Annotated in this window: 22 protein-coding genes and 1 tRNA gene; 11 read left to right on the forward strand and 12 right to left on the reverse strand. The window is 70.6% G+C overall.

Annotated elements, in window-relative coordinates; all coding sequences use genetic code 11:
* The first annotated feature begins 25 nt into the window (after window positions 1-25).
* Together FN821_RS09155 and FN821_RS09160 are read left to right on the forward strand one after the other, a co-directional pair.
* Window positions 26-3,814: a Pls/PosA family non-ribosomal peptide synthetase gene (locus tag FN821_RS09155; protein ID WP_241660186.1), complete on the forward strand. Its 3,789-nt coding sequence runs from the start codon at window positions 26-28 to the stop codon at window positions 3,812-3,814.
* A gap of 136 nt (window positions 3,815-3,950) precedes the next feature.
* Complete coding sequence (locus FN821_RS09160; protein WP_131172308.1) at window positions 3,951-5,240, forward strand: M1 family metallopeptidase; 1,290 nt, start codon at window positions 3,951-3,953, stop codon at window positions 5,238-5,240.
* A 51-nt stretch (window positions 5,241-5,291) separates the two neighbouring features.
* Here FN821_RS09160 and FN821_RS09165 read toward each other — a convergent pair whose 3' ends face one another.
* Both FN821_RS09165 and groL read right to left on the reverse strand, forming a co-directional pair.
* The gene (locus tag FN821_RS09165; protein ID WP_131172309.1) at window positions 5,292-5,828 is read right to left on the reverse strand and encodes a 4'-phosphopantetheinyl transferase family protein; all 537 of its coding nucleotides are present in this window, start codon (window positions 5,826-5,828) and stop codon (window positions 5,292-5,294) included.
* Window positions 5,829-5,878: 50 nt separating this feature from the next.
* Window positions 5,879-7,498 carry a chaperonin GroEL gene (gene groL, locus FN821_RS09170; protein ID WP_131172310.1) on the reverse strand — a complete coding sequence of 540 codons (1,620 nt, stop codon included), beginning with the start codon at window positions 7,496-7,498 and terminating at the stop codon, window positions 5,879-5,881.
* A 320-nt stretch (window positions 7,499-7,818) separates the two neighbouring features.
* Between groL and FN821_RS09175 the strand changes: the two genes are divergently transcribed.
* Complete coding sequence (locus FN821_RS09175; RefSeq protein ID WP_206662066.1) at window positions 7,819-8,292, forward strand: hypothetical protein; 474 nt, start codon at window positions 7,819-7,821, stop codon at window positions 8,290-8,292.
* A gap of 71 nt (window positions 8,293-8,363) precedes the next feature.
* Here the strand turns inward: FN821_RS09175 and FN821_RS09180 are convergent, their stop codons facing one another.
* A complete protein-coding gene (locus FN821_RS09180) occupies window positions 8,364-8,657 on the reverse strand; it encodes a DUF3263 domain-containing protein (protein ID WP_206662067.1) in 294 nt (97 codons plus the stop codon).
* A gap of 152 nt (window positions 8,658-8,809) precedes the next feature.
* On the opposite strand from FN821_RS09180, the gene manA reads away from it, so the two are divergent.
* From manA to FN821_RS09195, 3 genes are all read left to right on the forward strand, one after another.
* Complete coding sequence (gene manA, locus FN821_RS09185; protein ID WP_131172312.1) at window positions 8,810-9,994, forward strand: mannose-6-phosphate isomerase, class I; 1,185 nt, start codon at window positions 8,810-8,812, stop codon at window positions 9,992-9,994.
* Window positions 9,995-10,063: 69 nt separating this feature from the next.
* Window positions 10,064-10,136: transfer RNA gene (locus tag FN821_RS09190), tRNA-Thr, on the forward strand.
* 31 nt (window positions 10,137-10,167) lie between these two features.
* Window positions 10,168-10,749 carry a class I SAM-dependent methyltransferase gene (locus FN821_RS09195; RefSeq protein ID WP_131172313.1) on the forward strand — a complete coding sequence of 194 codons (582 nt, stop codon included), beginning with the start codon at window positions 10,168-10,170 and terminating at the stop codon, window positions 10,747-10,749.
* 79 nt (window positions 10,750-10,828) lie between these two features.
* On the opposite strand, the gene FN821_RS09200 is transcribed toward FN821_RS09195, so the two are convergent.
* Window positions 10,829-11,491: a response regulator gene (locus FN821_RS09200; RefSeq protein WP_131172314.1), complete on the reverse strand. Its 663-nt coding sequence runs from the start codon at window positions 11,489-11,491 to the stop codon at window positions 10,829-10,831.
* Between the two features lie 12 nt (window positions 11,492-11,503).
* Complete coding sequence (locus FN821_RS09205) at window positions 11,504-12,847, reverse strand: sensor histidine kinase (protein ID WP_131172315.1); 1,344 nt, start codon at window positions 12,845-12,847, stop codon at window positions 11,504-11,506.
* A 300-nt stretch (window positions 12,848-13,147) separates the two neighbouring features.
* Here FN821_RS09205 and FN821_RS09210 point away from each other — a divergent pair, with 300 nt between their 5' ends.
* Window positions 13,148-13,870, forward strand: a complete 723-nt coding sequence (locus tag FN821_RS09210) for an ABC transporter ATP-binding protein (RefSeq protein WP_131172316.1) — start codon at window positions 13,148-13,150, stop codon at window positions 13,868-13,870.
* A complete protein-coding gene (locus FN821_RS09215) occupies window positions 13,867-14,706 on the forward strand; it encodes an ABC transporter permease (protein WP_131172317.1) in 840 nt (279 codons plus the stop codon). The genes FN821_RS09210 and FN821_RS09215 overlap by 4 nt, the downstream gene beginning before the upstream one ends.
* 71 nt (window positions 14,707-14,777) lie before the next feature.
* Here the strand turns inward: FN821_RS09215 and FN821_RS09220 are convergent, their stop codons facing one another.
* The 3 genes from FN821_RS09220 to FN821_RS09230 form a co-directional block, all read right to left on the reverse strand.
* On the reverse strand, window positions 14,778-15,599 hold the full coding sequence (locus FN821_RS09220) for an aldo/keto reductase (protein WP_338324584.1): 822 nt from the start codon (window positions 15,597-15,599) through the stop codon (window positions 14,778-14,780).
* A 64-nt stretch (window positions 15,600-15,663) separates the two neighbouring features.
* Window positions 15,664-16,047: a VOC family protein gene (locus tag FN821_RS09225; protein ID WP_131172319.1), complete on the reverse strand. Its 384-nt coding sequence runs from the start codon at window positions 16,045-16,047 to the stop codon at window positions 15,664-15,666.
* 39 nt (window positions 16,048-16,086) lie between these two features.
* A complete protein-coding gene (locus FN821_RS09230) occupies window positions 16,087-16,830 on the reverse strand; it encodes a DedA family protein (protein ID WP_131172320.1) in 744 nt (247 codons plus the stop codon).
* A 240-nt stretch (window positions 16,831-17,070) separates the two neighbouring features.
* On the opposite strand from FN821_RS09230, the gene FN821_RS09235 reads away from it, so the two are divergent.
* Window positions 17,071-18,162, forward strand: coding sequence for an ABC transporter ATP-binding protein (locus FN821_RS09235; protein WP_131172321.1), 1,092 nt, complete (start codon window positions 17,071-17,073; stop codon window positions 18,160-18,162).
* 297 nt (window positions 18,163-18,459) lie between these two features.
* On the opposite strand, the gene FN821_RS09240 is transcribed toward FN821_RS09235, so the two are convergent.
* The 4 genes from FN821_RS09240 to FN821_RS09255 all read right to left on the reverse strand — a co-directional run bounded on the left by FN821_RS09240 (window position 18,460) and on the right by FN821_RS09255 (window position 21,949).
* The gene (locus tag FN821_RS09240) at window positions 18,460-19,512 is read right to left on the reverse strand and encodes a threonine aldolase family protein (RefSeq protein WP_131172322.1); all 1,053 of its coding nucleotides are present in this window, start codon (window positions 19,510-19,512) and stop codon (window positions 18,460-18,462) included.
* A 79-nt stretch (window positions 19,513-19,591) separates the two neighbouring features.
* The gene (locus FN821_RS09245; protein ID WP_131172323.1) at window positions 19,592-20,170 is read right to left on the reverse strand and encodes an SDR family NAD(P)-dependent oxidoreductase; all 579 of its coding nucleotides are present in this window, start codon (window positions 20,168-20,170) and stop codon (window positions 19,592-19,594) included.
* Entirely contained in the window at window positions 20,170-21,546 is a 1,377-nt protein-coding gene (locus tag FN821_RS09250) for a DUF6421 family protein (protein ID WP_131172324.1), read from the reverse strand. The genes FN821_RS09245 and FN821_RS09250 overlap by 1 nt, the downstream gene beginning before the upstream one ends.
* Before the next feature lie 109 nt (window positions 21,547-21,655).
* The gene (locus FN821_RS09255; protein WP_131172325.1) at window positions 21,656-21,949 is read right to left on the reverse strand and encodes a putative quinol monooxygenase; all 294 of its coding nucleotides are present in this window, start codon (window positions 21,947-21,949) and stop codon (window positions 21,656-21,658) included.
* Window positions 21,950-22,055: 106 nt separating this feature from the next.
* Here FN821_RS09255 and FN821_RS09260 point away from each other — a divergent pair, with 106 nt between their 5' ends.
* A complete protein-coding gene (locus FN821_RS09260) occupies window positions 22,056-23,435 on the forward strand; it encodes a DUF4032 domain-containing protein (RefSeq protein WP_131172326.1) in 1,380 nt (459 codons plus the stop codon).
* Between the two features lie 150 nt (window positions 23,436-23,585).
* A complete protein-coding gene (gene cysS, locus FN821_RS09265) occupies window positions 23,586-25,016 on the forward strand; it encodes a cysteine--tRNA ligase (RefSeq protein WP_131172327.1) in 1,431 nt (476 codons plus the stop codon).

The following is a 25,016-nucleotide window of genomic DNA, read 5'->3' on the forward strand; positions in this document are numbered from 1 at the left end:
GCCCCCGGAGCGCACGCTCGTCGACGTGCTCCGTGCGACGGTCGGCGACGTCCCGGACGCCCGCGCCCTCGACAACGGCGTCCACGTGCTCACCTACGAGGAACTGCTGGACGCCGCGGCTGAGGTCGCGTCCGACCTGGCGGCGCACGGCGTCGGACGCGGCGACCGGGTCGGCGTCCGGATCGCGTCCGGCACGACGGACCTGTACGTGGGCATCATCGGCATCCTGCTGGCCGGCGCGGCCTACGTGCCGGTGGACGCCGACGACCCTGACGAGCGCGCCCGCACCGTGTTCGACGAGGCGGGCGTCGCGGCGGTCCTCGGTGACGACCTGGCGCTGACGACGCGCGGGCCGGCGCGTCCCCCCATCGCGCCCCTGCCGACCGTCACGCCGGACGACGACGCCTGGATCATCTTCACCTCCGGCTCGACGGGCAAGCCGAAGGGCGTCGCCGTCAGCCACCGGTCCGCGGCCGCTTTCGTGGACGCCGAGGCGCGGCTCTTCCTCGCCGACGAGCCCATCAACGAGACCGATCGCGTGATGGCTGGGCTGTCGGTCGCCTTCGATGCCTCCTGCGAGGAGATGTGGCTGGCCTGGCGGCACGGCGCCTGCCTGGTGCCCGCGCCGCGGTCGCTGGTGAAGTCCGGCATGGATCTCGGCCCGTGGCTCGTCGCGCACCGCATCACGGTGGTCTCGACGGTGCCCACCCTCGTGCTGCTCTGGCCGCCGGAGGCGATGCGACGCGTCCGGCTGCTGATCCTCGGCGGGGAGGCGTGCCCGCCCGAGATCGGCGCTCGGTTCGCCACCGACGCGCGCGAGGTCTGGAACACCTACGGCCCCACCGAGGCCACGGTCGTCGCGTGCGGGGCGCGGGTGTTCCCCGACCAGCCGGTGCGGATCGGCTGGCCCCTCGACGGCTGGGATCTCGCCGTGGTGGACGCCGACGGCCGGCCCGTGGCGTCCGGGGGAACGGGCGAACTGGTCATCGGCGGCATCGGTCTGGCCCGCTACCTGGACGCGACCAAGGACGCCGAGAAGTACGCCCCGCTGCCCTCGCTCGGCTGGACGCGGGCCTACCGCTCGGGCGACCTCGTGGTCGACGACCCGGACGGTCTGCTGTTCGTCGGCCGCGCCGACGACCAGGTCAAGGTCGGCGGACGCCGCATCGAGCTGGGCGAGTTGGACGCCGCCCTGACCTCCTTGCCCGGCGTGCGGGGGGCCGCAGCCGCGGTCCGGACCACGGCGTCCGGGACGCAGGTGCTGATCGGCTACGTCGCCGCCGAGCCCGGCTTCGACCCGGTCGCCGCGACCGCTCGGCTGCGCGCCGAACTGCCCGCCTCGCTCGTCCCGCGGCTCGCCGTCGTGGACGTCCTGCCGACCCGCACGTCCGGCAAGATCGACCGGGACGCCCTGCCCTGGCCCCTCGCCCTACCGGAGCCGACGGCGCCCGATCAGGAGTTGACCAGCGACGAGACCTGGCTGGCGGGACTCTGGTCCGGCATCCTCGGCGCGTCCGTGACGGACGCCGCCGCTGACTTCTTCGACCTCGGCGGCACGTCGCTGGGCGTCGCGCACCTGATCGCGGGCATCCGCGAGCGCTACCCGGACGCCGGCGTCACGGACGTTTACGACCATCCGATGCTCGGCGCCCAGGCCGCGCACCTCGCCGCCCTGGACGCCCCCGAGACCCGGCTGAACGACAAGGTGACGCCGGTGCGGCGCCGATCGCAGTCGGTGCAACTGGTGGCCACGGGCGTCCTGCGCACGATCGGCGCCCTGCGCTGGCTGACGTGGCTGGCGACGGCCGTGAACCTCGCGGGCTGGCTGCGGCTGCCGATCGAGCCGGTGCCGTGGCCGGTCGTGGCGCTCGGGTGGGTGCTGTTCGTCCTCCCGCCGGGACGCATGCTGCTCGCCGCGCTCGGGGCGCGGGTGTTGCTGCGCGGCGTCCGGCCGGGCGAGTACGCGCGCGGCGGCACGACGCACCTGCGCCTGTGGATCGCCGAACGCCTCGCCGAAGAGCTCGGAGCCACCAGCACGGCCGGGTCCGTGGGCCTGCGCTGGTACGCCCGGCTGCTGGGCGCGCGGGTCGGGCGCGACGTCGACCTGCACACCGTCCCCCCGGTGACCGGCCTGCTCACGCTCGGCGACGGTTGCAGTGTCGAGATCGAGGCCGACCTCTCGGGCTACTGGATCGACGGGGACCGGCTCGTCATCGGCGACATCACGATCGGTCCGGACGCCCGCGTCGGCATGCGCTCGACGCTCGGCCCGGGTGCCGTCGTCGGGGCCGGCGCCGAGGTCGGCCCCGGGTCGGCCGTCACGGGCGCGATCCCCGACGGCGAGTTCTGGACCGGCTCCCCCGCCCACCCCGTCGCGCGCCACGCGCGCGGCCCCTGGCCCGGGACGCCGCCGCGGCGTCCGGCCTGGCTGCTGGGCTACGCGCTGGCCTCGGTGGTCATCGCGGCCGTCCCGGTGGCCGGGCTCGCGTCCGGGCTGGCCGTGGCGCTGGCGTCCGCGCCCGTGGGCGCCGGCCTGGGGACGCTGCTGGGCCACGTCCTGGCGTGGCTGCCGATCGCGACCCTCGCGGGGTTCGCGGTGACCGCGGTGCTGGTCTGGGCGCTGGTGCGGCTCACGGGGCTCTTCGTCCGCGAGGGCCACTACCCCGTGCACAGCGGACGCGGGCTCGCCGCGTGGGCGACCATCCGGCTGCTGGACGAGGCGCGGCACTGGCTCTACCCGCTCTACGCGGGCTGGTTCACCACGGTCTGGCTCCGCCTGCTCGGCGCCGAGATCGGGACGGGCGCGGAGGCGTCCACGGTCTTGCTGATCCCCAAGCTGGCCAGCGTCGGCGAGCACGCGTTCCTGGCCGACGACACGCTGCTGGGCGGCTACGAGCTGGGCGGCGGCTGGCTGCGCGTCGACCGGACGCGCGTCGGCAAGCACGCCTTCCTCGGTAACTCGGGCATGGCCGGGCCCGGACGCAAGGTGCCCGCCCGCGGGCTGGTGGCCGTGCTGTCGTCCGCGCCGGCCCGCTCGGACGCCAAGAAGGCCAGCTCCTGGATCGGCAGCCCGCCGGCCCCGTTGCGGCGGCAGGTGACCAAGGCCGACACGAGCCTCACCTACGACCCGCCGACGCTACTCCGGGTGGCCCGGGCCGCGGTCGAGGCAACGCGCATCGTCGCCCTGATGGTCTCGCTGGCGCTGGCGGTGCTCGTCGTGGCGGCGTTGTTGGCGCTGGCGTCCGTCTCGTGGTGGCTCGCGGCGCTACTCGGCGGAGGCGTCCTGATCGTGGCTGGCGTGGCGTCCACGTGGTTGTCCGTGTTGCCCAAGCGGGCCCTCGTCGGACGCGTCCGGGCCGGCGAACACCCGCTGTGGAGCTCGTTCGTGTGGCGCAACGAGCTGGCCGACCAGTTCGTCGAGCTGGTCACGGCGCCCTGGTTCGCGCGCTGGGCCACCGGGACGCCGCTGCTCAACGTGTGGCTGCGCCTGTTGGGCGCCCGCATCGGCACCGGCGTCTGGTGCGAGACGTACTGGCTGCCCGAGCCCGACCTGGTCGACATCGGCGACGGCGCCACGATCGGGCGCGGCACCGTCGTCCAGACCCACCTGTTCCACGACCGCGTCCTCGCGCTCGACTCGGTGGTCGTCAAGGCAGGGGCCACCATCTGCCCGAACAGCGTGGTCCTGCCGGGGGCGTCCGTGGGGCGGCACGCGACGATCGGTCCGGCGTCCCTGGTGATGCGCGGCGAGGCCGTCCCCCGCTACACGCGCTGGATCGGCAACCCGATCCGTCCGTGGGTCGACCAGGACTGACCTCCCCTCCCCGCGTGCCGCATCCGGCCCCCAGGGCCGACAGCGGTCGCCCAGCTGGGTGGCGGGTGGCGTCCAGCACCGCCTTCCCACCCACCCGGGAACTCAGGGCCGAGCGCCGGTGTGGCAGGATCGACGAGTGCGCACGTGGCCCGATCCTTACCTGCCGGGGCACGGCGACCCGTCGTACGGCGTCCGGCATTATGACCTCGACCTCGACTACCGGCTGGCGACGAACCGCCTCCACGGACGCGCCACCCTCCTGATCGAGGCCCTCGAGCCGCTGGACGCCGTCCGCCTCGACCTGTCCGGCCTGAGCGTCGATCGCGTCCGCGTCGACGGCGCCAAGCCCCGCAAGGTCACGGTCAAGGACCGCGCCGTCGTCGTCCGGCTGGCGACCAGGTTGGACGCCGGCACGTCGGCCGAGCTCGTCGTCGAGTACGGCGGCAAGCCCGCCCCGGTGCCCGGCCCCTACGGCCCCGCCGGCTGGGAGGAGCTGACCGACGGCGTCCTGGTCGCCTCGCAGCCCTACGGCGCGCCGTCGGTGTTCCCCTGCAACGATCGTGCCGACGACAAGGCCACCTACCGCATCACCGTCACCACGGACGCCGCCTATCGCGTCGTCGCCACCGGACGCCTGCTGGCCTCGTCCGCCCGGGGCGGACGCGCCTCGGCGACCTTCGCCGAGGCCGCGCCGACGGCGTCCTATCTGGTGTCGTTGGTGATCGGACGCCTCGTCCAGACGTCGCTGGGCGATCGGCTGACGCTGACGCATCCGGCGCGGAGCATCCCGTCCGGCAGCCCCTTCCCGAGGCTGCCGGCCATGCTGGACGCCTGCGAGGAGTGGTTCGGCCCGTACCCCTTCGACGCCTTCGACGCGGTGGTCGTGGACGACCCGCTGGAGATCCCGCTCGAGGCGCAGGCGATGGCGACGTTCGGCACCAACCACCTCGAACCCGGCTGGGACAACGAGCGCCTGGTCGTTCACGAACTGGCCCACCAGTGGTTCGGCAACGCGGTGACGGCGGCGCAGCTGCGCGACATCTGGCTGCACGAGGGCTTCGCCTGCTACACCGAGTGGCTGTGGTCGGAGCGCCGGGGGCTGGCGTCCGCGAACGAGCGGGCCCGCCACCACTGGACGATCCTGGCCGCCGAGGACCAGCCCGCCCCCCTCACCGACCCGGGGCGTCCCAACACCTTCGACGACTGGGTCTACAAGCGCGGCGCCCTGACGCTGCACGCGCTGCGCGCCGCCCTGGGCGACGAGGCGTTCTTCACCCTGTGCCGCGACTGGGTGACGACGTTCTCAGGCGGCAACGTCTCGACCGCCGACTTCATCGCGCTCGCCGGACGCCACACGGCGGTCGATCTGGGGCCGCTCTTCACGGCCTGGCTCGACGAGGTGGACCTTCCCGCCCCGCCTGCCTGACCTCTTGGTGGCGGAATGAGTCGCGCGTAGCGAGACCTAGTCCGCCAGCAATCAAGAACTGGCCACCCAAGACCAGGCGGCAACGCAGCCAGGGACCTCGATCAAGCCCCACGTCGCGTCCGTTGCGCCAAGGGCGATCGAATCCATCGGACGCCGCAGCCCGTCCCCGGTCGCTTTCAGGTAGGCCTCCTTGCGGACCCACAGCTCGATGGGCGACAGGTCCGGGTCGTTCGGGTGCCGGACGACGGCCGGCGCGGCGGCGTCCAGCGGTTCGAGGTCGACACCGACGCGGCCGGACCAACACAGCCCCACCAGCGTGAGACCACCCGCGTGGGCGATCGACACGTCGGGGGCCCGGACCCTCGCACGGCCACCGCGGTCCGTGCCACCCAAGAGCGGACGGGTTGGGGACGGGACTACCAGTCCCAGATCCGCCAACTCTTCGCGACCACCCTCGGCCGGCCGGAGCCAGGGGCGTCCATGCTCGGACGAACCGCACGCCGGGCAGAGGTGCCGGACGACCACCGGCTCACCCAGCAGTCCGCGCAACAGCTCGGACGCCGACGCCCGACCCCACGCCACAAGCACCGAGGGCGCCCCTGCCGCAGCAGGGACGCCCTCGGTTGGGTTCAAGCGGCTCAGAAGTCCATGCCGCCCATGCCACCGTCGCCGGCCGGCATGGCCGGTGCCTTCTCCGGCTTGTCGGCGATGACGGCCTCGGTCGTCAGGAACAGCGCCGCGATGGACGCCGCGTTCTGCAGCGCCGAGCGGGTGACCTTGGCCGGATCGATGATGCCGGACTTGACCATGTTCACGTACTCGCCGGTGGCCGCGTTGAGGCCCTCGCCCAGGGGCAGGCCCTTGACCTTCTCGGCCACGACGCCGCCCTCGAGGCCGGCGTTGACGGCGATCTGCTTCAGCGGAGCGTCGCAGGCGACGAACACGATGTTCGCGCCCGTGGCCTCGTCGCCCTCAAGGTCGAGCTTGACGTCCTTGGCGGCCTGGACCAGCGCCACGCCACCACCGGGGACGATGCCCTCCTCGACGGCGGCCTTCGCGTTACGGACGGCGTCCTCGATGCGGTGCTTGCGCTCCTTGAGCTCGACCTCGGTGGCCGCGCCGACCTTGATGACGGCAACGCCGCCGGCCAGCTTGGCGAGGCGCTCCTGCAGCTTCTCGCGGTCGTAGTCGGAGTCCGACTTCTCGATCTCGGCGCGGATCTGCTTGACCCGTCCGGCGATCTGATCGGACTCGCCCGCGCCCTCGATGATCGTCGTCTCGTCCTTGGTGACGATGACGCGCTTCGCGCGGCCGAGCAGGTCGGTCGTGACGGCGTCCAGCTTGAGGCCGACCTCCTCGGAGACGACCTGGCCGCCGGTCAGGATCGCGATGTCGGCCAGCATGGCCTTGCGGCGATCGCCGAAGCCGGGGGCCTTGACCGCGATGGACTTGAACGTGCCGCGGATCTTGTTGACGATCAGGCCGGCGAGGGCCTCACCGTCGACGTCCTCGGCGATGACCAGCAGCGGCTTGCCCGACTGCATGACCTTCTCGAGGACCGGCAGCAGGTCCTTCAGCGACGAAATCTTGGTGTTCGCGATGAGGATGTAGGGGTCGTCCAGGACGGCCTCCATGCGCTCGGTGTCGGTGACGAAGTAGCCCGAGATGTAGCCCTTGTCGAAGCGCATGCCCTCGGTCAGCTCCAGCTCGAGGCCGAACGTGTTCGACTCCTCGACGGTGATGACGCCTTCCTTGCCGACCTTGTCCATCGCCTCGGCGATGATGTCGCCGACCGTGGTGTCAGCGGCCGAGATGGACGCCGTCGCCGCGATCTGCTCCTTGGTCTCGACCGGACGCGACATCTCGGCGAGCTGCGCGACGATGGCGGCCGTGGCCTTCTCGATGCCCTTCTTGAGGCTCATCGGGTTGGCGCCGGCGGTCACGTTGCGCAGGCCCTCGCGGACCATCGCCTGGGCGATCACGGTCGCGGTCGTGGTGCCGTCGCCGGCCACGTCGTCGGTCTTCTTGGCGACCTCCTTGACCAGCTCGGCGCCGATCTTCTCGAAGGGGTCCTCGAGCTCGATCTCCTTGGCGATGGAGACGCCGTCGTTGGTGATCGTGGGGGCACCCCACTTCTTCTCGAGCACCACGTTGCGGCCCTTGGGGCCGAGGGTCACGCGAACGGCGTCGGCGAGGGTGTTCATGCCCCGCTCGAGCCCGCGGCGGGCCTCGGCGTCGAATTCAATCAGCTTTGCCATGTTGTGCTTGGCTGCCCTTCCGGTGTCGGGAGGTCACCCTCCCGGGTTGGTGTGGTAGTCAAGAGACGATGCCCGCGACGGACGGCCCTTTCGGACCTCATCGAGTCTTGCAGTCAATGCTCGGGGCCAGGCCCCGTTGGTTGTCACTCTCACACTGAGAGTGCTAATCACCTTTTTAGCACTCGCCCTAGGGGAGTGCAAACGGCGCAGGGGGTCGATCGCTCGGTTCGGGCTACGTGGCCGGCTGGGGGACTTGACCTCCCTCGCTGTCGGCCGAAACCGCGCGTCCGGGCAGCCGAGGGTCTGTGATGATGGACGCCGTGAGCCCCGCCACCCGGCACCGCCCGACTTCACCGGACGCCGTCCGGCGCCGCGCGCTCGTGAACCGGCTCAACCTCACCACGGGGTTCGGGCTGCTCGTGGCGCGGCTGGGGCGTGCCCGGCGGCGTCCGGGGCCGGAGGGGCTGATCCTCGCCGAGGGGTACAGGCTGAAGTTCCCGATCGCGGGGGCGTTCACCGTGGGCAACGTCGTGCTGACCGCCCGGACGTTCGACGAGCTGGAGGCGTCCTCACCGGGGGTGCTGGGCCACGAGAGCCGGCACGCCTGGCAGTACTACCGTCTCGGGCTGGCGTTCTTCCCGCTCTACGGCGCGGCGGCCGCGTGGTCGTGGCTGCGGTTCCGCGATCCAGCGATCGGCAACGTGTTCGAGAAGCAGGCGGGCCTCGTCAGCGGCTCCTACGTGGAATCGGCCCTGCACCGGCCGCAGCGACGGCGTCCGGACGTGAGGAACTGACCTCGGCCCAGAGCGGACGCGAGGACGCGGTTGAAAGCGAGGCAGGGCCCAGCTAAGACGGACGAAAACGCTCAGACCAGGGCGGACGTGGTCAGGTGGCGCGCAGAGCGGCTCTCCTGGCGCTGCGACCGCAGGCGGCGCAGGCGCTTCACGAGCAGCGGGGCGTACGCCATCGCGGCCGGGTCGTCCAGGAGACCGTTGAGGATCTGAAAGTAGCGCGGCGCCGACAGGTCGAACCGCTCGCGGATCTCGGCCTCCTTCAGACCGGGCGCCGACCACCAGGACGCCTCGAAGTCGAGGATGGCGGCGTCGCGCTCGGAAAGGTCGCCCGACGGCGTCGGAAGCGACTCGGCCAACTGCAGCATGTCGGCCATCATAGATCCGAATGACACCTCTGTCATTTGGCCCTGACGCGGGGGCGGGTGACAAACTGGTGAGCGCTGAGGCTGGCCCCACACGGCACACGTGGCAGGTAGAGGCCCAGCGCAGGACCACCGGAAGGCGACAGACTCCCACCATGCAGGAGATCCACGGCACGGCGATGCACTACCCCTGGGGTACGACAGACGCCATTCCGGCGATCCTCGGCATCCCCGCGGACGGTCGCCCGTACGCCGAGTACTGGCTGGGCGCCCACCCGTCCGCGCCAGCGACTGCCGACGGCGTCCGCCTCGATGAGCTGATCGCGTCCGACCCGTCCCTGCTCGGCGAGGCCGCGGGTGCGTTCGACTTCCGGATGCCGTTCCTGATCAAGCTTCTCTCCGCCCGCCACGCCCTCTCGCTCCAGGCCCATCCTCCCACCGAGAAGGCGATCGAGGGCTACGCCCGCGAGGACGCCGTGGGCCTGGCCCTGGACGATCCGTTGCGCTGCTACAAGGACCAATCGGGCAAGCCCGAAATTCTCGTCGCGCTGTCGGAGTTCGCGCTGCTGATGGGCTTCCGCAACCCCCAGCGCACCTGGGACCTGTTCACCGAACTCGGCGTGGGTGACGTGGTCGACCCCGTGATCGGCCCCCTCGTGTTCCGGCGGGGCTCGGCTGCCACCGAAGAGGTTTTCCTGGACGTTTTGAGCCTCGTCGACGATCGCGCCGAGATCCTCAACCGCGTGCTCGTCGCGGCCGTCGCGCACGCCGATGCCCCAGGAGAGCTGGGCGAGTTCGCCCGCCTCGTGATCGAACTGGACTCCCACTTCCCCGCCGACCCCGGCATCATGGCGGCCTGTCTGATGAACCAGGTCCACTTGGCGCCCGGTCAAGCCGTCGTCATCCCGCCGGGCACCATGCATGCCCACCTGTTCGGCACGGGCGTCGAGGTGCAGGCCAGCTCGGACAACGTCCTGCGCGGCGGTCTGACCCAAAAGCACATCGCCGTCGACGAACTGGTGCGCCTGGTCGACTTCGACGAACTCACCCCCGTCATTCACGACGGCGTCGAGGACGCCCCGGGCGTACACCGCTACGACACCGGCTTCGCCGAGTTCGCGGTCTGGCGACTGGAGTCTCAGCCCCAGCGGGTCGCTTCCGTGCCTGCAGACGGCAGGTTGCGCATCGCCCTCGTCACCCGTGGACGAGCCAAGCTGAGCGACGGCGTCCGAGATCTGGAGTTGGAGCACGGCCAGGCGGTGCTGATCCCGGCGAACAACCCGACCGTGTCCGTGACCGGAGACGCGCAGGTGTTCGTCGGCGCGCCCGGCGTCCGCTGAGGTCGCGGCTGGGCGTCGCAGACGGGTGGGGCGACGGGTAAGGTTGGCGGCCGACGGCCATCCGGCCAAGCCCCTGTAGCTCAGTTGGTAGAGCTTCCGCCTTGTAAGCGGAGGGTCGCGGGTTCGAATCCTGTCGGGGGCTCGTGGACTCTCCCAAGAGCCAGTGGGCTCTCATGATCGAACGCGACCCGGGGCATTCGGCCCGGTACGTGCAGCGCTTCAAGACGATGGCCGACCAAGGCGCCGACCTCGTCGGCGAGGCGCGCCTGATCGACGCGATGGTGCCGCGCGGCTCGGCGATCCTGGACGCCGGCTGCGGTCCCGGACGCCACTGCGGCTACCTGCACCGCGCCGGTCATCGTGTGGTGGGCGTGGACCTGGATCCCGTGCTGATCGCAGCCGCCGAGGCGGACGACCCGGGCCCGACCTATGTCGTCGGGGATCTCGCGCGGTTTACTCTGCCTGACGCCGCCCCCACGGCGTACGACGCGATCCTGTGCGCCGGCAACGTCTTGGGCTTCGTCCATCCGGACACGCGGCGTCCGATTCTGGCCAACTTGGCCGCGCTGCTGGCGCCGACCGGACGCCTCGTCGCCGGCTTCGGCGCCGGACGCGGCTACGCCTTCGACGACTTCTTCGCGGACGCCGCGGCCTCCGGCTTGGCGCTCGACGAGGCCTTCTCGACCTGGGACCTGCGTCCGTTCACGCCCGCGTCCGACTTCGTCGTGGGCATCTTCAGCCGGGCGTCCGACTGACACCTACGCGGTCGTTCCGCGAACAGCCGGTTCCCCACGTGGCAGGTGATGTGTGGCCAGCAAGGGGCAGCCGTCGGCCTCAGACCAGGCCAGCGTCGTGAACCTTCATCGCCACCTGGACGCGATTGTCGACGCCCAGCTTGTAGAAGATGCGCGTCACGTACGACTTGACGGTGGCGATCGACATGAACAACTGCTTGCCGATCTCCGCGTTGGCCAGGCCCTGACCGATCAGCACGGCGACCTCGCGCTCGCGCTCGGTCAGTCCGGCCAGGTCGGCCAGCGCGCGCTCGACGCGCCCGTCGCCCGCGCTGCGGGTGGCAACCGCCACCACCTGCGAGATCACGCTGGGCGACAGGGTCGTCTCGCCGGCGTCCACGGCCCGGATGGCGTCGACCATCTTGGCCGGCGGGGTGTCCTTCAGTAGGAACCCGGATGCCCCGGCCTGCAGTGCCTTCAACACCATGTCGTCGCTGTCGAACGTGGTCAGCACGATGATCTTGGGGGCGTCCGGCTTGGCCAGAATGTCGGCGGTGGCGGTCAGTCCGTCCTTGTTCGGCATGCGGATGTCCATCAGGACGACGTCGGGCTTGAGCTCTGCGACGACCGCCACGCCCTGGACGCCGTCAGCCGCCTCCCCCACCACCGCAAGGTCAGGGCTGCCGCCGAGGATGAGGCCGAGTCCCGTCCGGACCAGCGCGTCGTCATCGACGATCACGATGCGAATCTGTGAGGAGTCCATGGTGAGACCTTCCTAACCGGTGGCGGCGGGCCAGGGCACCCAGCCGTCCACGACGAATCGACCTTGATAGACCCCCGCGTTCACCTGGCCGCCCAGCATGCCCGCCCGTTCACGGATGCCGATCAGCCCGAGGCCAGCTCCGGGAAGGCCGGCGCCACTCGGCGCCAACGGGTTGCTGACGCGGATCGTGAGCCCGACGCCAGGCTCGCCGGCCAAGACGACGTCCGTGACCGCGTAGGGCGCATGCTTGCGCGCGTTGGTGAGGCACTCCTGGATCATCCTGAAGACGTGCCGCGCCGTCACGGCGGGCACGGTCGCCAGGTCGATCGACGCGTCCAGGTTGACGCGTTGGCCGAGCGACCGGGCCTGGCCGATGAGTCCGGGGAGGTCGACCAGGCTGGGCTGGGGTGCGGCGGGCGAGCCGGCGGCGTCCAGTTGCCCGTCGCGCAGCGTCGACAAGACGCTGCGCAGCTCGGTCAGGGACGCGTGCGCGTTCTCCTGGATGATGCCGGCGATCTCGCGCGTCTTCTCGGGCGGCAGGTCCGTCCGGTAGGCCAGCGCGCCGGCGTGCATCGACACCAGCGAGATGCGGTGGGCGAGCACGTCGTGCATCTCGCGGGCGATCCGGTTGCGCTCACCCAGGACGGCCAGTTCCCGATCCCGATCGGCATTCGCGGCACGATCCTGGACGCCGGCGGCCCGGTCCTGGCGGACGCCGTAGTACATGCCGAGCAAGGCGACGATGGCCATCATCAGCATGGTCGACAGGAAGGGCATCGCGTAACCGAACGGACCCAGGGTCGCGAACGACTCGAAGTTTCGACGCTGCCACGGCAGAAAGAGGGACGCCAGGATGCTCAGCGCGATCGTGTAGGCGATCCCCCAGCCGATCTTCTTGACGTCGCGTCGCGAACAGAGCGAGATGAACGACCAGACCATGACGACCCACAGCGAGTTCGACACCACAGAAGCAGTCGTCAGCACCATGAACAGCCCGAACGGCCAACGGCGTCGGTACCGGATCGCCCACAAAGCCGCGGCACCGATGAGACCGTCCACGACCAGGAGCCCCGTGGGCATCTCCGACAGCACGGGATCGACCGTCACCACCCCGGCACCGTCCGGGGTGGTGGCCACGGTCGTGGACGCCGCCGAGGGGAGCGCCGAGGCGCCGCCCGAGGGGGACGCCCCACCAACACTGGCCTCAAACGCCTTGACCCCGATCATGGTGCCGAGGTAGCCCAGGTAGCCGAACCCGGCCAGGGCGTAGCGCCAGGTGGTGGACAAGCCGTCGAGCGGGGGCGCGGGCAGACACGCGGGCTCGAACATGTCGCGCAAGGTGGCCCTGGCGCTCATGCCCGCGCCTCGATGTGCCTGGGCCCCGCTGCGGGCGCGGGGCAGCTCACGAAGAGGGCCGCCGCCGCTCCCGTGACCACATCTCGACGCACGGGTCCACTTCTCCGCGGCGCGGAGCGGCCTTGTCGCAGGGACGCCGGGGCACTCATGCACCCAACCCTAGGGAACGGACGCGTCGGCGTCCGATGACCCAAGTCGGCCTGGACGCGACTTTGGTCTACCTGGGGCTGGCCGCACGTCACGGACGCCGGAGACCGGGGTCCGCTGTGGGCGTCCGGGTGGCGCGACCAGGGTGAAGCCATGATCACAGTGACCCACCTCACCAAGCGGTACGGCGACACCAACGCCGTCAACGACGTCTCCTTCACCGTCAAGCCGGGCACCGTCGCCGGCTTCCTCGGCCCGAACGGAGCCGGCAAGTCCACGACGCTGCGGGCCATCCTCGGCCTCACGCCGCCCACGTCCGGCGGCGCGACCGTTCTCGGCGTCCCCTATGCACAGCTGCCCAACCCGGCCTCGCGCGTCGGTTCCTTGCTGGACGCCGACGCCCTGCACCCCGGACGCAGCGGCCGCGAGAACCTCGCGCTCGCCGCCCTCGCCCAGGGCGTCGGACGCACCCGCATCGCTGAGGTGCTCGACCTCGTCGGCCTCACCGACAAGGAGGCGCGCAAGCGCGTCGGCACCTACTCCCTCGGCATGAAGCAGCGCCTCGGGATCGCCATGGCCCTCCTCGGCGACCCGTCCGTGCTCATCCTGGACGAGCCCGCCAACGGCCTCGACCCTGCCGGCATCGTCTGGATGCGCGACCTGCTCCGCAACGCCGCCTCCCGCGGCTGCACCGTGCTGCTGAGCTCGCACCTGCTGCACGAGGTCGAGCAGGTCGCCGACCAGCTGATCATCATCGGCGCCGGCCGCATCCTCGCGGACGGCTCCCCCGCCGACGTGCTCGGCTCCACCGGACGCCTCGAAGACACCTACCTCCGTCTCACCGCCACCACCTCCCGTGAAGGACTCGCATCATGACCACCACCGCCGATCACAGCCTGCACGCCCCCTCCGACACTTTCGGAAGCTCCCCCCGCACCGCGGCCCACGCCTCCTCCGCAGCGCCCACCGTCGCCCTCGGGCGCCTCGTGGCCGTCGAGGCCCGCAAGCTCGTCGACACCCGCGCCGGACGGTGGCTCCTCATCGCCACGTTCGCCCTGGCCACTCTGACCACTGCGCTGCTGGCCTACGGCTCCGCCGAGTTCGCGCCCGGCAAGCCTCTCCTGGCATCCGAGCTGGCCAACACCGCGATTGGGTCGCTCACCGTGCTGCTGCCGGTCCTGGCGATCATGCTGGCCGCCAGCGAATGGACCCAGCAGGGCGCCCTCGTCACCTTCACCCTGGAGCCCCGCCGGCTCCGCGTGCTGGCCGCCAAAGTGTGCGCCCTCGTCGCCGCGGCGCTGGTTTCGTGCGTGGTCGCCGCGGGGCTGTCGCTCGCCGTCGCGGGCGTCGCGTCCGGCATCGGCCACCAGCGGGTCGACTGGCGCCTGGACGCCGCGGTGCTGGTCTGGTCCGCCGCCGCCACGCTGCTGGCCACCCTGCAGGGCTTCGCGTTCGGCGCCTTGCTGATGAACACCCCCGCCGCGATCGTCGTCTACTTCGTCACGCCCATGCTGCTGCAGGCCGTGTCCGCGATCGGGTCCAAGGTCGCCGACGCCCTGAGCTGGCTGAACACCTCGTCGGCGATGGCCCCCATCGCCCAGGGCGCCTGGAACGACGTCCATTGGGGCAAGGTCGCCGTCTCGATCGGCGTCTGGGTCGTGCTGCCGCTGATCGCCGGAAGCGTCCGGCTGGTGCGGCGCGAAGTGAAGTAGTTCCGAGAGGTCTAGCCCGCCCCACCCCTGCCGCAGGTCCCGATCGTCATCCGACGATCGGGACCTCGGCGTCAGTGCCCGAAGACGTCGCTGTCCACGGCCTCGATCCCGGACGCCGTCAGGGCGGACAAGGCCGCGACGTCGGCGTCCGACAGTTCGATGTCGGCCGCCGCGAGGTTCGCGGCGAGGCGTCCGGGGTCGGACGACTTGGGGCAGGTCGCCATGCCCAACGCGACGTCCCAGGCGAGGATGACCTGGCCGGGCGTGACCCGGTAGAACGCCGCGAGGTCACAGACGAGCGGCTCGTCCAGCAGCCCGTTGCCACGACCCAACGGGCTCCAGGCCTCGGTGACGATGCCGTGGGCCGCGTGATAGGCGCGCTCGGACGCCCGATCGAGGTAAGGGTGGCACTCGATCTGGTTCAGCTCAGGGGTGACGCCGGTCTCGGCGATCAGCCGGTCGAGGTGGGCGGGCTTGAAGTTCGACGTGCCGATGGCGCGCGCCAGACCCTGCTCGCGCAGCTCGATGAGGCTCTTCCAGGCCTCCACGTAGAGGTCCTGGTCCGGGTTCGGCCAGTGGATCAGCGCGAGGTCGACATAGTCCAGGCCGAGGCGTTCGAGGTTGGCCTTCAGCCCGGACGCCGCGTCACCGTGCCAGCGACGGTTGAACTTGGTCGTGACGAAGATCTGATCGCGCGCGATGCCCGAGTCCGCGATCCCCCGCCCGACGCCCGTCTCGTTGGCGTAGTTCTCGGCCGTGTCGACGTGGCGGTAGCCGAGCTCGATGGCCTGCCGTACGACGCGGCGCGCCTCGGCGTCGTCCATCGGCCAGGTGCCGAGCGCGATCGTGGGGAGGTGCGTGCCGCCCGACAGGGCGATGGTGTGCGTGGTCATGGGCGCCATCTTCGGGGGCGGTGGCCGCAGGGCGCCAACGGTTGCTCCCGCTTGCCGGGACGCCTCAGTCGACCAGCCGCTGCCCGAACTCCCAGACATGCCCGGCCGGGTCGGCGATCGTGAAATTCCGCATGCCCCACGGACGGTCCCGCACGAGCGTCAGCAGGACGCCTCCGCGGCCGACGAGCTCGGCCGCCACGGCGTCCACGTCGTCGACCCAGACGTTGAAGGAGAAGCCGGACGCCGACTGCGGGCCCGCGATCTCGCCCGGGTCGGTCTGGCCGGGACGCGCCTTGGTGAGGTTGAGGAAGAGGGATCCGGCCTTGAGGACGAGCACGTCACCCGGCTCCTCATGGACGACCTCGAGTCCGAGCACCTCCAAGTAGAACCGGCGTGCGGCGTCCAGGTCGACGGTGTACAGGGACACGGCGTTGACATTGAGTTCCATCAACCCAACCTGTCAACAGGCCACTGACAATCGCGAGCCCTAGGCGGCCGGTGCGCGGCGCGATCGCCAGATGGCAAGGGCGATCATGCCGACGATGAGCGCGATGGAGACGTACCAGAGGTACTTGCCGTAGACGTCCATCAGCTCGACCGCGGGCTCGCCGATCAGGTAGCCGGCGTACATGTACCCCGCCGTCGTGACCAGCGAGCAGAAGAAGCTGACGGCCAGGAACTTGCGCAGCGAGGTGCCCGCGGCGCCCAGGGCGGCGTAGATCACGGCCCCCGGCAGCGGGATCGGCACAAAGGTGAACGCCAGCGCTACCACGTCGAAGCGGTGGGCGATGGACCAGGCTTTGTCGTACCAGGCGCGGGTGCGGGGACCGCGGTCCTTCGCGAGGACGTCGAGGATCTCGCGGCCCCACAGCTTGCCGGCCCACCAATAGATCCAGCCGAACTTGATCGTCATCAACGACCCGGCGAGGAGGACCAGCGGCCAGCCGCCATCGCCGACGGCGGCGAGCGCGCCCGTCATGATGAGTCCGGTGCGGTACCCGAGCGAGCCGAGCAGATGCGGCGCCAGCCCCAGCATCACCGGACGCAGCGGCAGCATCACCAGCCCGTAGACGACAACGATGCCCATCGCAGCGAGGCAGATCAGGTCGGCGCGCGACGGCTTGTGCCGCCACGGCATGGCCGGGTCGTCCCACCACTCCTTCTCGGACGCCAGCGCGTCCGCCGACGCCTCGGCCGGCGTTGACTCGGGTCGGACGTCGTCTGCTGCCACGTCGCAGGAGCCTACCCGGCGTGGCCTGGGCCTCACTGTCCACGTCGACGACGCCGATGGTGGTGGATTTACCCCCCGACGTCGGGAGCAAATCCACCACGATCTCCGCAGAGCTCGTTGCTGCGGCATGCTTCCGCCAGTCCCGCCCGGCATGGCATGATGCGAGATGGACGCCGACGGCGTCCGCATCTTCCACTACGGATCGTCGGGCACGTACCTGCCCGTGGAAAGGAATGTGGCATGGCCACCGTTACCTTCAAGGACGCCACCCGTGTTTACCCGGGCGCGGACCATCCCTCAGTTGACAAGCTCAACCTCGCCATCGGCGACGGCGAGTTCATGGTGCTCGTCGGCCCCTCGGGCTGTGGCAAGTCGACCTCGCTGCGCATGCTGGCCGGCCTCGAAGAGGTCAACTCGGGTCAGATCCTGATCGGCGACCGCGACGTCACGACGTTGCCGCCGAAGGACCGCGACATCGCCATGGTCTTCCAGAACTACGCCCTGTACCCGCACATGACGGTCGCCGACAACATGGGCTTCGCGCTCAAGATGGGCGGCGTCGGCAAGGCCGAGCGCGACCAGCGCGTCGCCGAGGCCGCCAAGCTGCTGGGCCTTGAGGAGTTCCTCAACCGCAAGCCGAAGGCTCTGTCCGGTGGCCAGCGTCAGCGCGTCGCCATGGGCCGCGCCATCGTCCGTTCGCCCCAGGTCTTCCTCATGGATGAGCCGCTGTCGAACCTGGACGCCAAGCTCCGCGTCGCCACCCGCACGCAGATCGCGGCGCTGCAGTCGCGCCTCGGCGTCACGACCGTCTACGTCACGCACGACCAGGTCGAGGCCATGACGATGGGTGACCGCGTTGCGGTCATGCGCGACGGCATCCTCCAGCAGGTGGACGCCCCCCTGAACCTGTACGACAAGCCGAAGAACCTCTTCGTGGCCGGCTTCATCGGCTCCCCCGCCATGAACCTGATCAAGGGCAGGGTCGTCGACGGCGGCGTCCAAGTCGGCGACTACGTCGTGCCGGTCGCCCGTGAGGTCCTGGCCAAGGCCGGCGACACCGCCACGGTCGGCATCCGCCCCGAGCACCTGTCGCTCGCCGACGACGAGCGCGGCATCCCGGTCGACGTCTCCGTCATCGAGGAGCTCGGCGCCGACGGCAACGTCTACGGCACCCTGGCCGGCCTCTCCGAGGACGACCGCCTCAACGCGCAGCAGCTCGTCGCCCGCACGCACGCCCGTGGCGGCATGCACCGGGGCTCGCGCATCCGGTTCGCCGTGGCCCCCGGACGCGTGCACGTGTTCAACGATTCGACCCAGGAGCGCATCTCCTGACGTCGCACTGACAACGGAGCCCGCCACCGATTCGGTGGCGGGCTTCGTCGTTTCTGGACGCCGACGCGTCCGGCTTGGCATCAAGGTCTAGGGGACGCGACGCGCAGCGTCCAGAAGCCTTTCCCCGGGATCAGCGCCCCCACTGGGGCCCAATGACCACCTTGATCCCGGCGAGGTTGGCCGTCCGGACGCCGACGAGTCAGTCGCCCTGTGGGCGCGCGGCGGGAGCCCCAATGAGTTCGGGGTCCATACGCCCACCCGCGGCCAGCTCGGGCCGCAGGTCCGCTCGTGTTGCCCTCAGGACGTCGCCGCGCAGGCGTCCTTGACCAGACCCGCGAACGCGTCGATGTCGTCGGCGTCCGTATCGAAGGTGCACATCCAGCGGACCTCGCACGTCGCGGCGTCCCAGTCGTAGAAGAAGTAGTGCTCGCGGACGGCGTCCGCGACGCCGGCGGGCAGCCGGACGAACAGCCCGTTGCTCTGCGTGGGCTGCGAGAACTCGACGCCGGGCACGCCCTCGAGGGCCGACCGCAGCCGCGCCGCCATCGCGTTGGCGTGGGACGCGTTGCGCAGCCACACATCACCCTCGTAGAGCGCGATCAGCTGCGCCGAGACGAAGCGCATCTTGGACGCCAGCTGCATCGTGTACTTGCGCGCGTACGCCAGCCCTTGAGCCACCCCCGGACGCAGCACCACGATCGCCTCCGCGCCGAGCGCGCCGTTCTTGGTGCCCCCGAGCGACAGGATGTCGACGCCGGCATCCGTGGTGAACGCCGCGAACCCGACCCCCAGCGCGGCGGCAGCGTTCGACAGTCGGGCCCCGTCGACGTGGACGACCATCCCCAACGAATGCGCGTGCTCGCAGATCGCCTTGATCTCGGCGGGCGTGTACAGCGTGCCCAGTTCGGTCGACTGCGTGATCGACACCGCGAGCGGCTGGGCCCGGTGTTCGTCGCCGAAGCCCCAGGCCTCGCGGTCGATGAGTTCGGGCGTGAGCTTTCCGTCCGGCGTCTCGACGGTGTAGAGCTTCAACCCGCCGACCCGCTCCGGCGCGCCGCCCTCGTCGACGTTGATGTGCGCGGTCTTCGCGCACACGACCGCCCCCCAGCGCGGGAGCACCGACTGCAGCGCCGTCACGTTGGCGCCGGTGCCGTTGAACATCGGCCAGGCCTCGGCGTCCGGACCGAAGTGGCCCTTGACGACCTCCTGCAGCCGCGCGGTGTACACGTCGTTGCCGTACGCGGACTGATGCCCGCCGTTGGCCGCCGCGATGGCATCCAGGATTTCGGGGTGGACGCCGGAGTAGTTGTCGGACGCGAACCCGCGCCGGGCGATGTCATGCAGCGACACGGACTAGTCCTTTCCACCCGAGATGGGTGCGGTTTTGGTGGGCAGACGGATCAAAAGCGCACCCATCCTCGCAGCCGAGTTACGCCTGGGCCCAGTACCCGACGAAGCGGGCGGCCAGCTCGCGGACGTCGGTGTACTTGGAATAGTCACGATCGGGGTTGGCCGCGCGGTCGGCGTCGGAGACGAGCGCCATGACGCGCTCGATGTGCACGGACGCCGGGGCGTCCTTGAGCGCATTCCCCGTTGCCAGCAGCCAGGTCTCCGCGGCCGCCTTCGCTGCGAGATAGTTGGCATTGGACGCCGTCGGTCGCGCCAGCCCCGTGGCCGAGACGATGGCGAACCGCCCCGCCGGCGACGCCGCGATGGCGGGCAGGAACGCGCGCGTGGTGTTGCGGAGCGTCCCGACGATACGGGTCCAGAGCCAGTCGAAGTCGTCATCCGACTGGCCCGCCAGACCTCCACCCCCGCGCCAGCCGCCGACCAGGTGCAACACCCCGTCGACGGCGCCCAACCGCTCGGCCAGGGCCTGGACGGCCGCGAAGTCGGTCAGGTCGCAGTCGGCACGCCGCACCTCGATCACCTCGTGACCGGCCGCCGACAGGGCCGCGGCGGACGCGTCCCCCAGCGGCGACCCAGCCCCGGCGATGACGACGCGCATCAGGCGTCCGAGCCGGTGATCCCGGCCGTGGACGCGATCACCGGACGCATCTTCTTCGCGAACGCCTCGTAGAACATCGACAGCGGGAACTCGTCGGCCATCACCAGGTCGGTGAGCTGCTTGGGCGTGCCCGTCAGCGGCAGCTCGTTGGTGCGCCACACGGACGCGGGATGCGGCTCGACGGTGTCGGCGATCAGGTCGTACGCGGCCAGCCAGTGCGACACCCGCGGCCGGTCGAGGCCGCGCCAGTACAGGTCCTCGATCGCGTCGCCGAGCGCGATGACGGCGTCCGGGACGGCGTCCCAGTCGAACGACAGAACGCCGTCCAGCCACGTCAGGACGCGCCGCTTATGCAGCCAGCTGAACAGGAGCTGGCCGCCGAGGCCGTCGTAGTTTCGGACGCGCGTCCCGGTCACCGAGAACCGGAAGATGCGGTCGAACAGGACGCAGTACTGGACCAGCTTCGCGTGCACCTGCAGCTTGCGGTCGGACGCCGTGGGCTCGGCCTTGCGGGCGATGGTGCGCTCGAGCGTCACGGCCTCGCGGAAGGCGGTGAGGTCGCAGCGCATCTCCTCGAGCGTGTAGAGGAAGTAGGGCATGCGCTGCTTGATCATGAAGGGGTCGAAGGGCATCCGTCCGCGCAGGTGCGTCCGGTCGTGGATGAGGTCCCACATCGCGAAGGTCTCTTCGGTCAGCTTCTGGCTGGTGAGCAGATCGGACGCCAGCCCTGGCAGCTGCAGCTTGGTGACGTCGCACGCCGCCTTGAGCACCCGCCGGAAGCGCGCGGCCTCGCGGTCGGCGAAGATCGCACCCCAGGTGAACTCGGGCGTCTCGGCGACCGACACGGTCTCGGGGAACAGCACCGCCGAGTTGGTGTCGTAGCCGGCCGTGAAGTCCAGGAACCGGATCGACAGGAAGCCGGGGTTGACGTAGTCGGACGCCTCTAGCGCGGCCAGGAAGTCGGGCCAGATCACCTGAATCAGGACGGCCTCGATGTGCCGGTCCGGCGAGCCGTTTTGGGTGTACATCGGGAACACCACCAGGTGCAGCAGTCCGTCGACGCGCTGCAACTGAGGCTGGAAGGCCCGCAGAGAGGCCCCGAAGTCGGGCTCCGGGAAGCCGCCGGACGCCCACGCCTCGACGTCGGTCACGAGTGTCGTGAGGTACGCCTCGTCGTGGTCGAACTGGGGCGCCAGCTCGCGGATGCCCGCCACCAGCTCGTCGACGTGTGACCGTGCCGCTTGGTGCCGCGCCACGTCCTCGATCGCGCCGTTGGGCGACTGCAGGGCGGCCAGGGCCGTCGCGGCCGTCTTGATCTTCAGCCAGGCGGCATCCTGGGCCAGGACGGGGGCATCAACCTTCACAGCAGTACGCATGCGCGATTGTCTCCGGACGGCGGAAGGGGCGTCAAGATTAGCCGGATTGAGCGCAGATTCTTATGAATTGCCCCGTCGGCCCCTACGCAGGCCGGAGGATTTATCGGACTCAGCCGAGCCGGTCGAGCAGCTGCAGCGACGACCCGCCGCCGTCCAGCAAGGCACCTAGGCGTCCGTTGAAGTCGGCGTTCGCCGGATCGGCCAGGTGAGCGTCGAACGCTTGCTGCGAGGAGTACCGCTCGACCACGATCAAAGCGGACGCGGCGGCGTCCGAGTAGACCTCGAAGCGCTCGTTGCCGGGCTCGGCCGAGACGAGCCGACCGTAGGCGAGCAGCATGTCGCGGGCCGTGGCGAACGTGTCCGACCCGACGGGAATCGTCGCGATGAGGTCGATGGCGGACATGGGGCTCCGATCGGGCGGCAGACAGTAGCGGGAGTCTAGTGATCACGGCCGAAACCGGGCCCTCGGCGTCCACCTCGATGTCGGCCCGGGCTGGCACAATGGCCGCGTGCCACGCTTCCTCTCTGCGACGCCCGACAGCGGGCTCATCCCGCTGCCCTGGAGCCTGCCGCTGGCCGACTGGCCCGAAAGCGACCTGGTCGCCCTGCCGCGCGGCATCTCGCGGCACGTGGTGCGGTTCATCCGGGTCGGAACGAGCGTGTACGCCGCCAAAGAGCTCATCGAGCACGCCGCCCTGCACGAGTACCGCATGCTGCAGGACCTCAGCCGCCTGGACGCCCCCGCCGTCGAGCCGATCGCGGTCGTCACCTGCCGCCTGGACGCCGACGGACTCCCTCTCGACCCGGTGCTGCTGACCCGCCACCTGGAGTTCTCGCTGCCGTACCGCTCGCTGTTCTACTCGGGCGTCCGGCAAGAGACGGTTTCGCGGCTGCTGGATGCGCTGGTGGTCTTGCTCGTGCGGCTGCACAACATCGGCTTCCTGTGGGGCGACGTCTCGCTGTCGAACGCCCTGTTCCGCCGCGACGCCGGCCAGTTTGCCGCCTACCTCGTGGACGCCGAGACCTCCGAGATCCACGACCGGCTCTCCGATGGCCAGCGCGAGCACGACCTGGAGATCGCGACGACGAACTTGTTCGGCGAGTTCTGCGATCTCGAGTCCGGACGCCTCCTCGACGCCTCCCTCGACCCGGCCGACCTCGTCGAGCAGATCCGGACCCGCTACGACGCCCTCTGGAGCGAGCTGACCGGCGTCGAGGAGTTCGGCGGCGGCGAGCTACACCGCATCGAGAATCGCGTTCGCCGGCTCAACTCGCTCGGCTTCGACGTGGCCGAGCTTGAGGTGACGACCGCGCCCGACGGGTCGACGATCCGCATTCAGCCCAAGGTCGTGGACGCCGGCCACCACACCCGCCGCCTGCTGCGCCTGACCGGCCTCGACGTCGAGGAGAACCAGGCCCGCCGCCTGCTCAACGACCTCGACACCTTCCGGGCACGCACCGGTCAGCAGCACGCCGACGAGGCCGTCGTGGCCCACCAATGGCTGCACGAGTGCTTCGAGAGCGTCGTCCGGGCGATTCCGCCCGAGCTGAGGGGCAAGCGCGACCCGGCGCAGCTCTTCCACGAGGTGCTCGACTACCGCTGGTACGCCTCGCAGCGGCTCAACTACGAGGTGCCCTTGTCGGACGCCGTCCAGGGCTACATCCATGACGTGCTGCGCGGCCTGCCGGACGAGGTCATGAGCGCCGACGTCGCGATGCCCCCCGAGGAAGCCCAGCTGCTCAACCCATTCGACCCGTCGCAGGGCTTCGCGGACGACGACGAGGAGCCGCCCTTCGATCCGTGGGAGGCGTCCGCCACGTCCCCGGACGCCGAACTGCTTCCCGACTACCTCGACATCGAGGCGCTGCGCCGCCGCAGCCAGGGCTGAGTCGGGGGAAGCGAGGCCCGCGGCGTCCAGACCGAGCGGCCCCGACCGAGGCGCAGCAGCGCGCCCTCGCGTCGGCGGTGAGACCGAGACGTGCGGGCCGACGCGGAGCCCTGTCGGGGGCGTCCGGACGCTGCCGATAGACTCCCGCGCATGACGTTTCACCTGTACGACAGCGCACGACGCGCGGTGGTCGAGTTCGAGCCCCTGATTCCGGGCAAGGCTTCGATCTACTGCTGCGGCGCCACCGTGCAGTCCGCCCCGCATCTCGGGCACGTCCGCAAGGAGGTCAACTTCGACGTCCTGCGGCGCTGGCTGGAGGCGTCCGGCTACGACGTCACGATGGTGACGAACGTCACCGACATCGACGACAAGATTCTGGCCAAGTCCGCCGAGGCCGGACGCCCCTGGTGGGCGCACGCCTTCATCTTCGAGGGCGTGTTCCACGAGGCGTTCCGGGCGCTGGGCGTCCGGCGTCCGACGTACGAGCCGCGCGCGACCGGGCACATCACCGAGATGGTCGAGTTGATCGAACTGCTCATCGACCGCGGCCACGCGTACCCGGCGTCCGACGGCTCGGGCGACGTCTACTTCGACGTGAAGTCGTGGCCCGCCTACGGCGAGCTGTCGGGCATGAAGGTCGACGAGATGGAGGCCGCCGCCGACTCCGACCCGCGCGGCAAGCGCGACCCCCGCGACTTCGCGCTCTGGAAGGGCACGAAGCCGGGCGACGACGCGTCCTGGCCGACGCCGTGGGGACGCGGGCGTCCGGGCTGGCACCTGGAGTGCTCCGCGATGGCCGGCAAGTACCTCGGCGCCGCCTTCGACATCCACGGCGGCGGGCTCGACCTGCGCTTCCCGCACCACGAGAACGAGATCGCGCAGTCCAAAGCGGCGGGGCGTCCGTTCGCCACGTACTGGATGCACAACGCCTGGGTCACCATGGCCGGCGAGAAGATGTCCAAGTCGCTCGGCAACACGGCCGACGTGCTGTCGGCCGTCGAGCGCTTCGGCGGACGAGCCGTCCGGCTGTACCTCGCCGGGCCGCACTACCGGTCGGCGATCGAGCTGTCGGACGAGTCGTTGTCGGACGCCGCCGCGCAGCTCGCCCGCATCGACTCGTTCTTGGCCCGCGCCCGTGAGGTCGTCTTCGCTGAGCCGTTCACGTCCATCCTGAACCTGCACGACAGCGACGCCTGGACGTCGTTCGCCGCCGCGATGGACGACGACCTGTCGACGCCGGCCGCCCTGGCCGTGCTGTTCAACAGCGTCCGCGAGGGCAACGCGGCGATCGCCGCTGGCGACGTCGCGAAGGTTCGCAGCAGCTGGTCGGACGTCACGTCCATGCTGGACGTCTTCGGGCTCAACCCGGACGCGCCGCAGTGGCGATCGGACGCCGCGGCGTCCGACGATCTGACACCCGTCGTCGACGGGCTCGTCCGAACCCTGCTGGACGCCCGCGCCGAGGCCCGCGCCCGCAAGGACTGGGCGGCGGCGGACGCCATCCGCGACAGCCTCGCGGCGTCCGGACTCAAGATCGAAGACACCAAGGACGGGGCTCGCTGGAGCCTCGTGAAGGAGTAA

The sequence above is a fragment of the Propioniciclava tarda genome (assembly GCF_900182665.1).
Taxonomy (GTDB): domain Bacteria; phylum Actinomycetota; class Actinomycetes; order Propionibacteriales; family Propionibacteriaceae; genus Propioniciclava; species Propioniciclava tarda.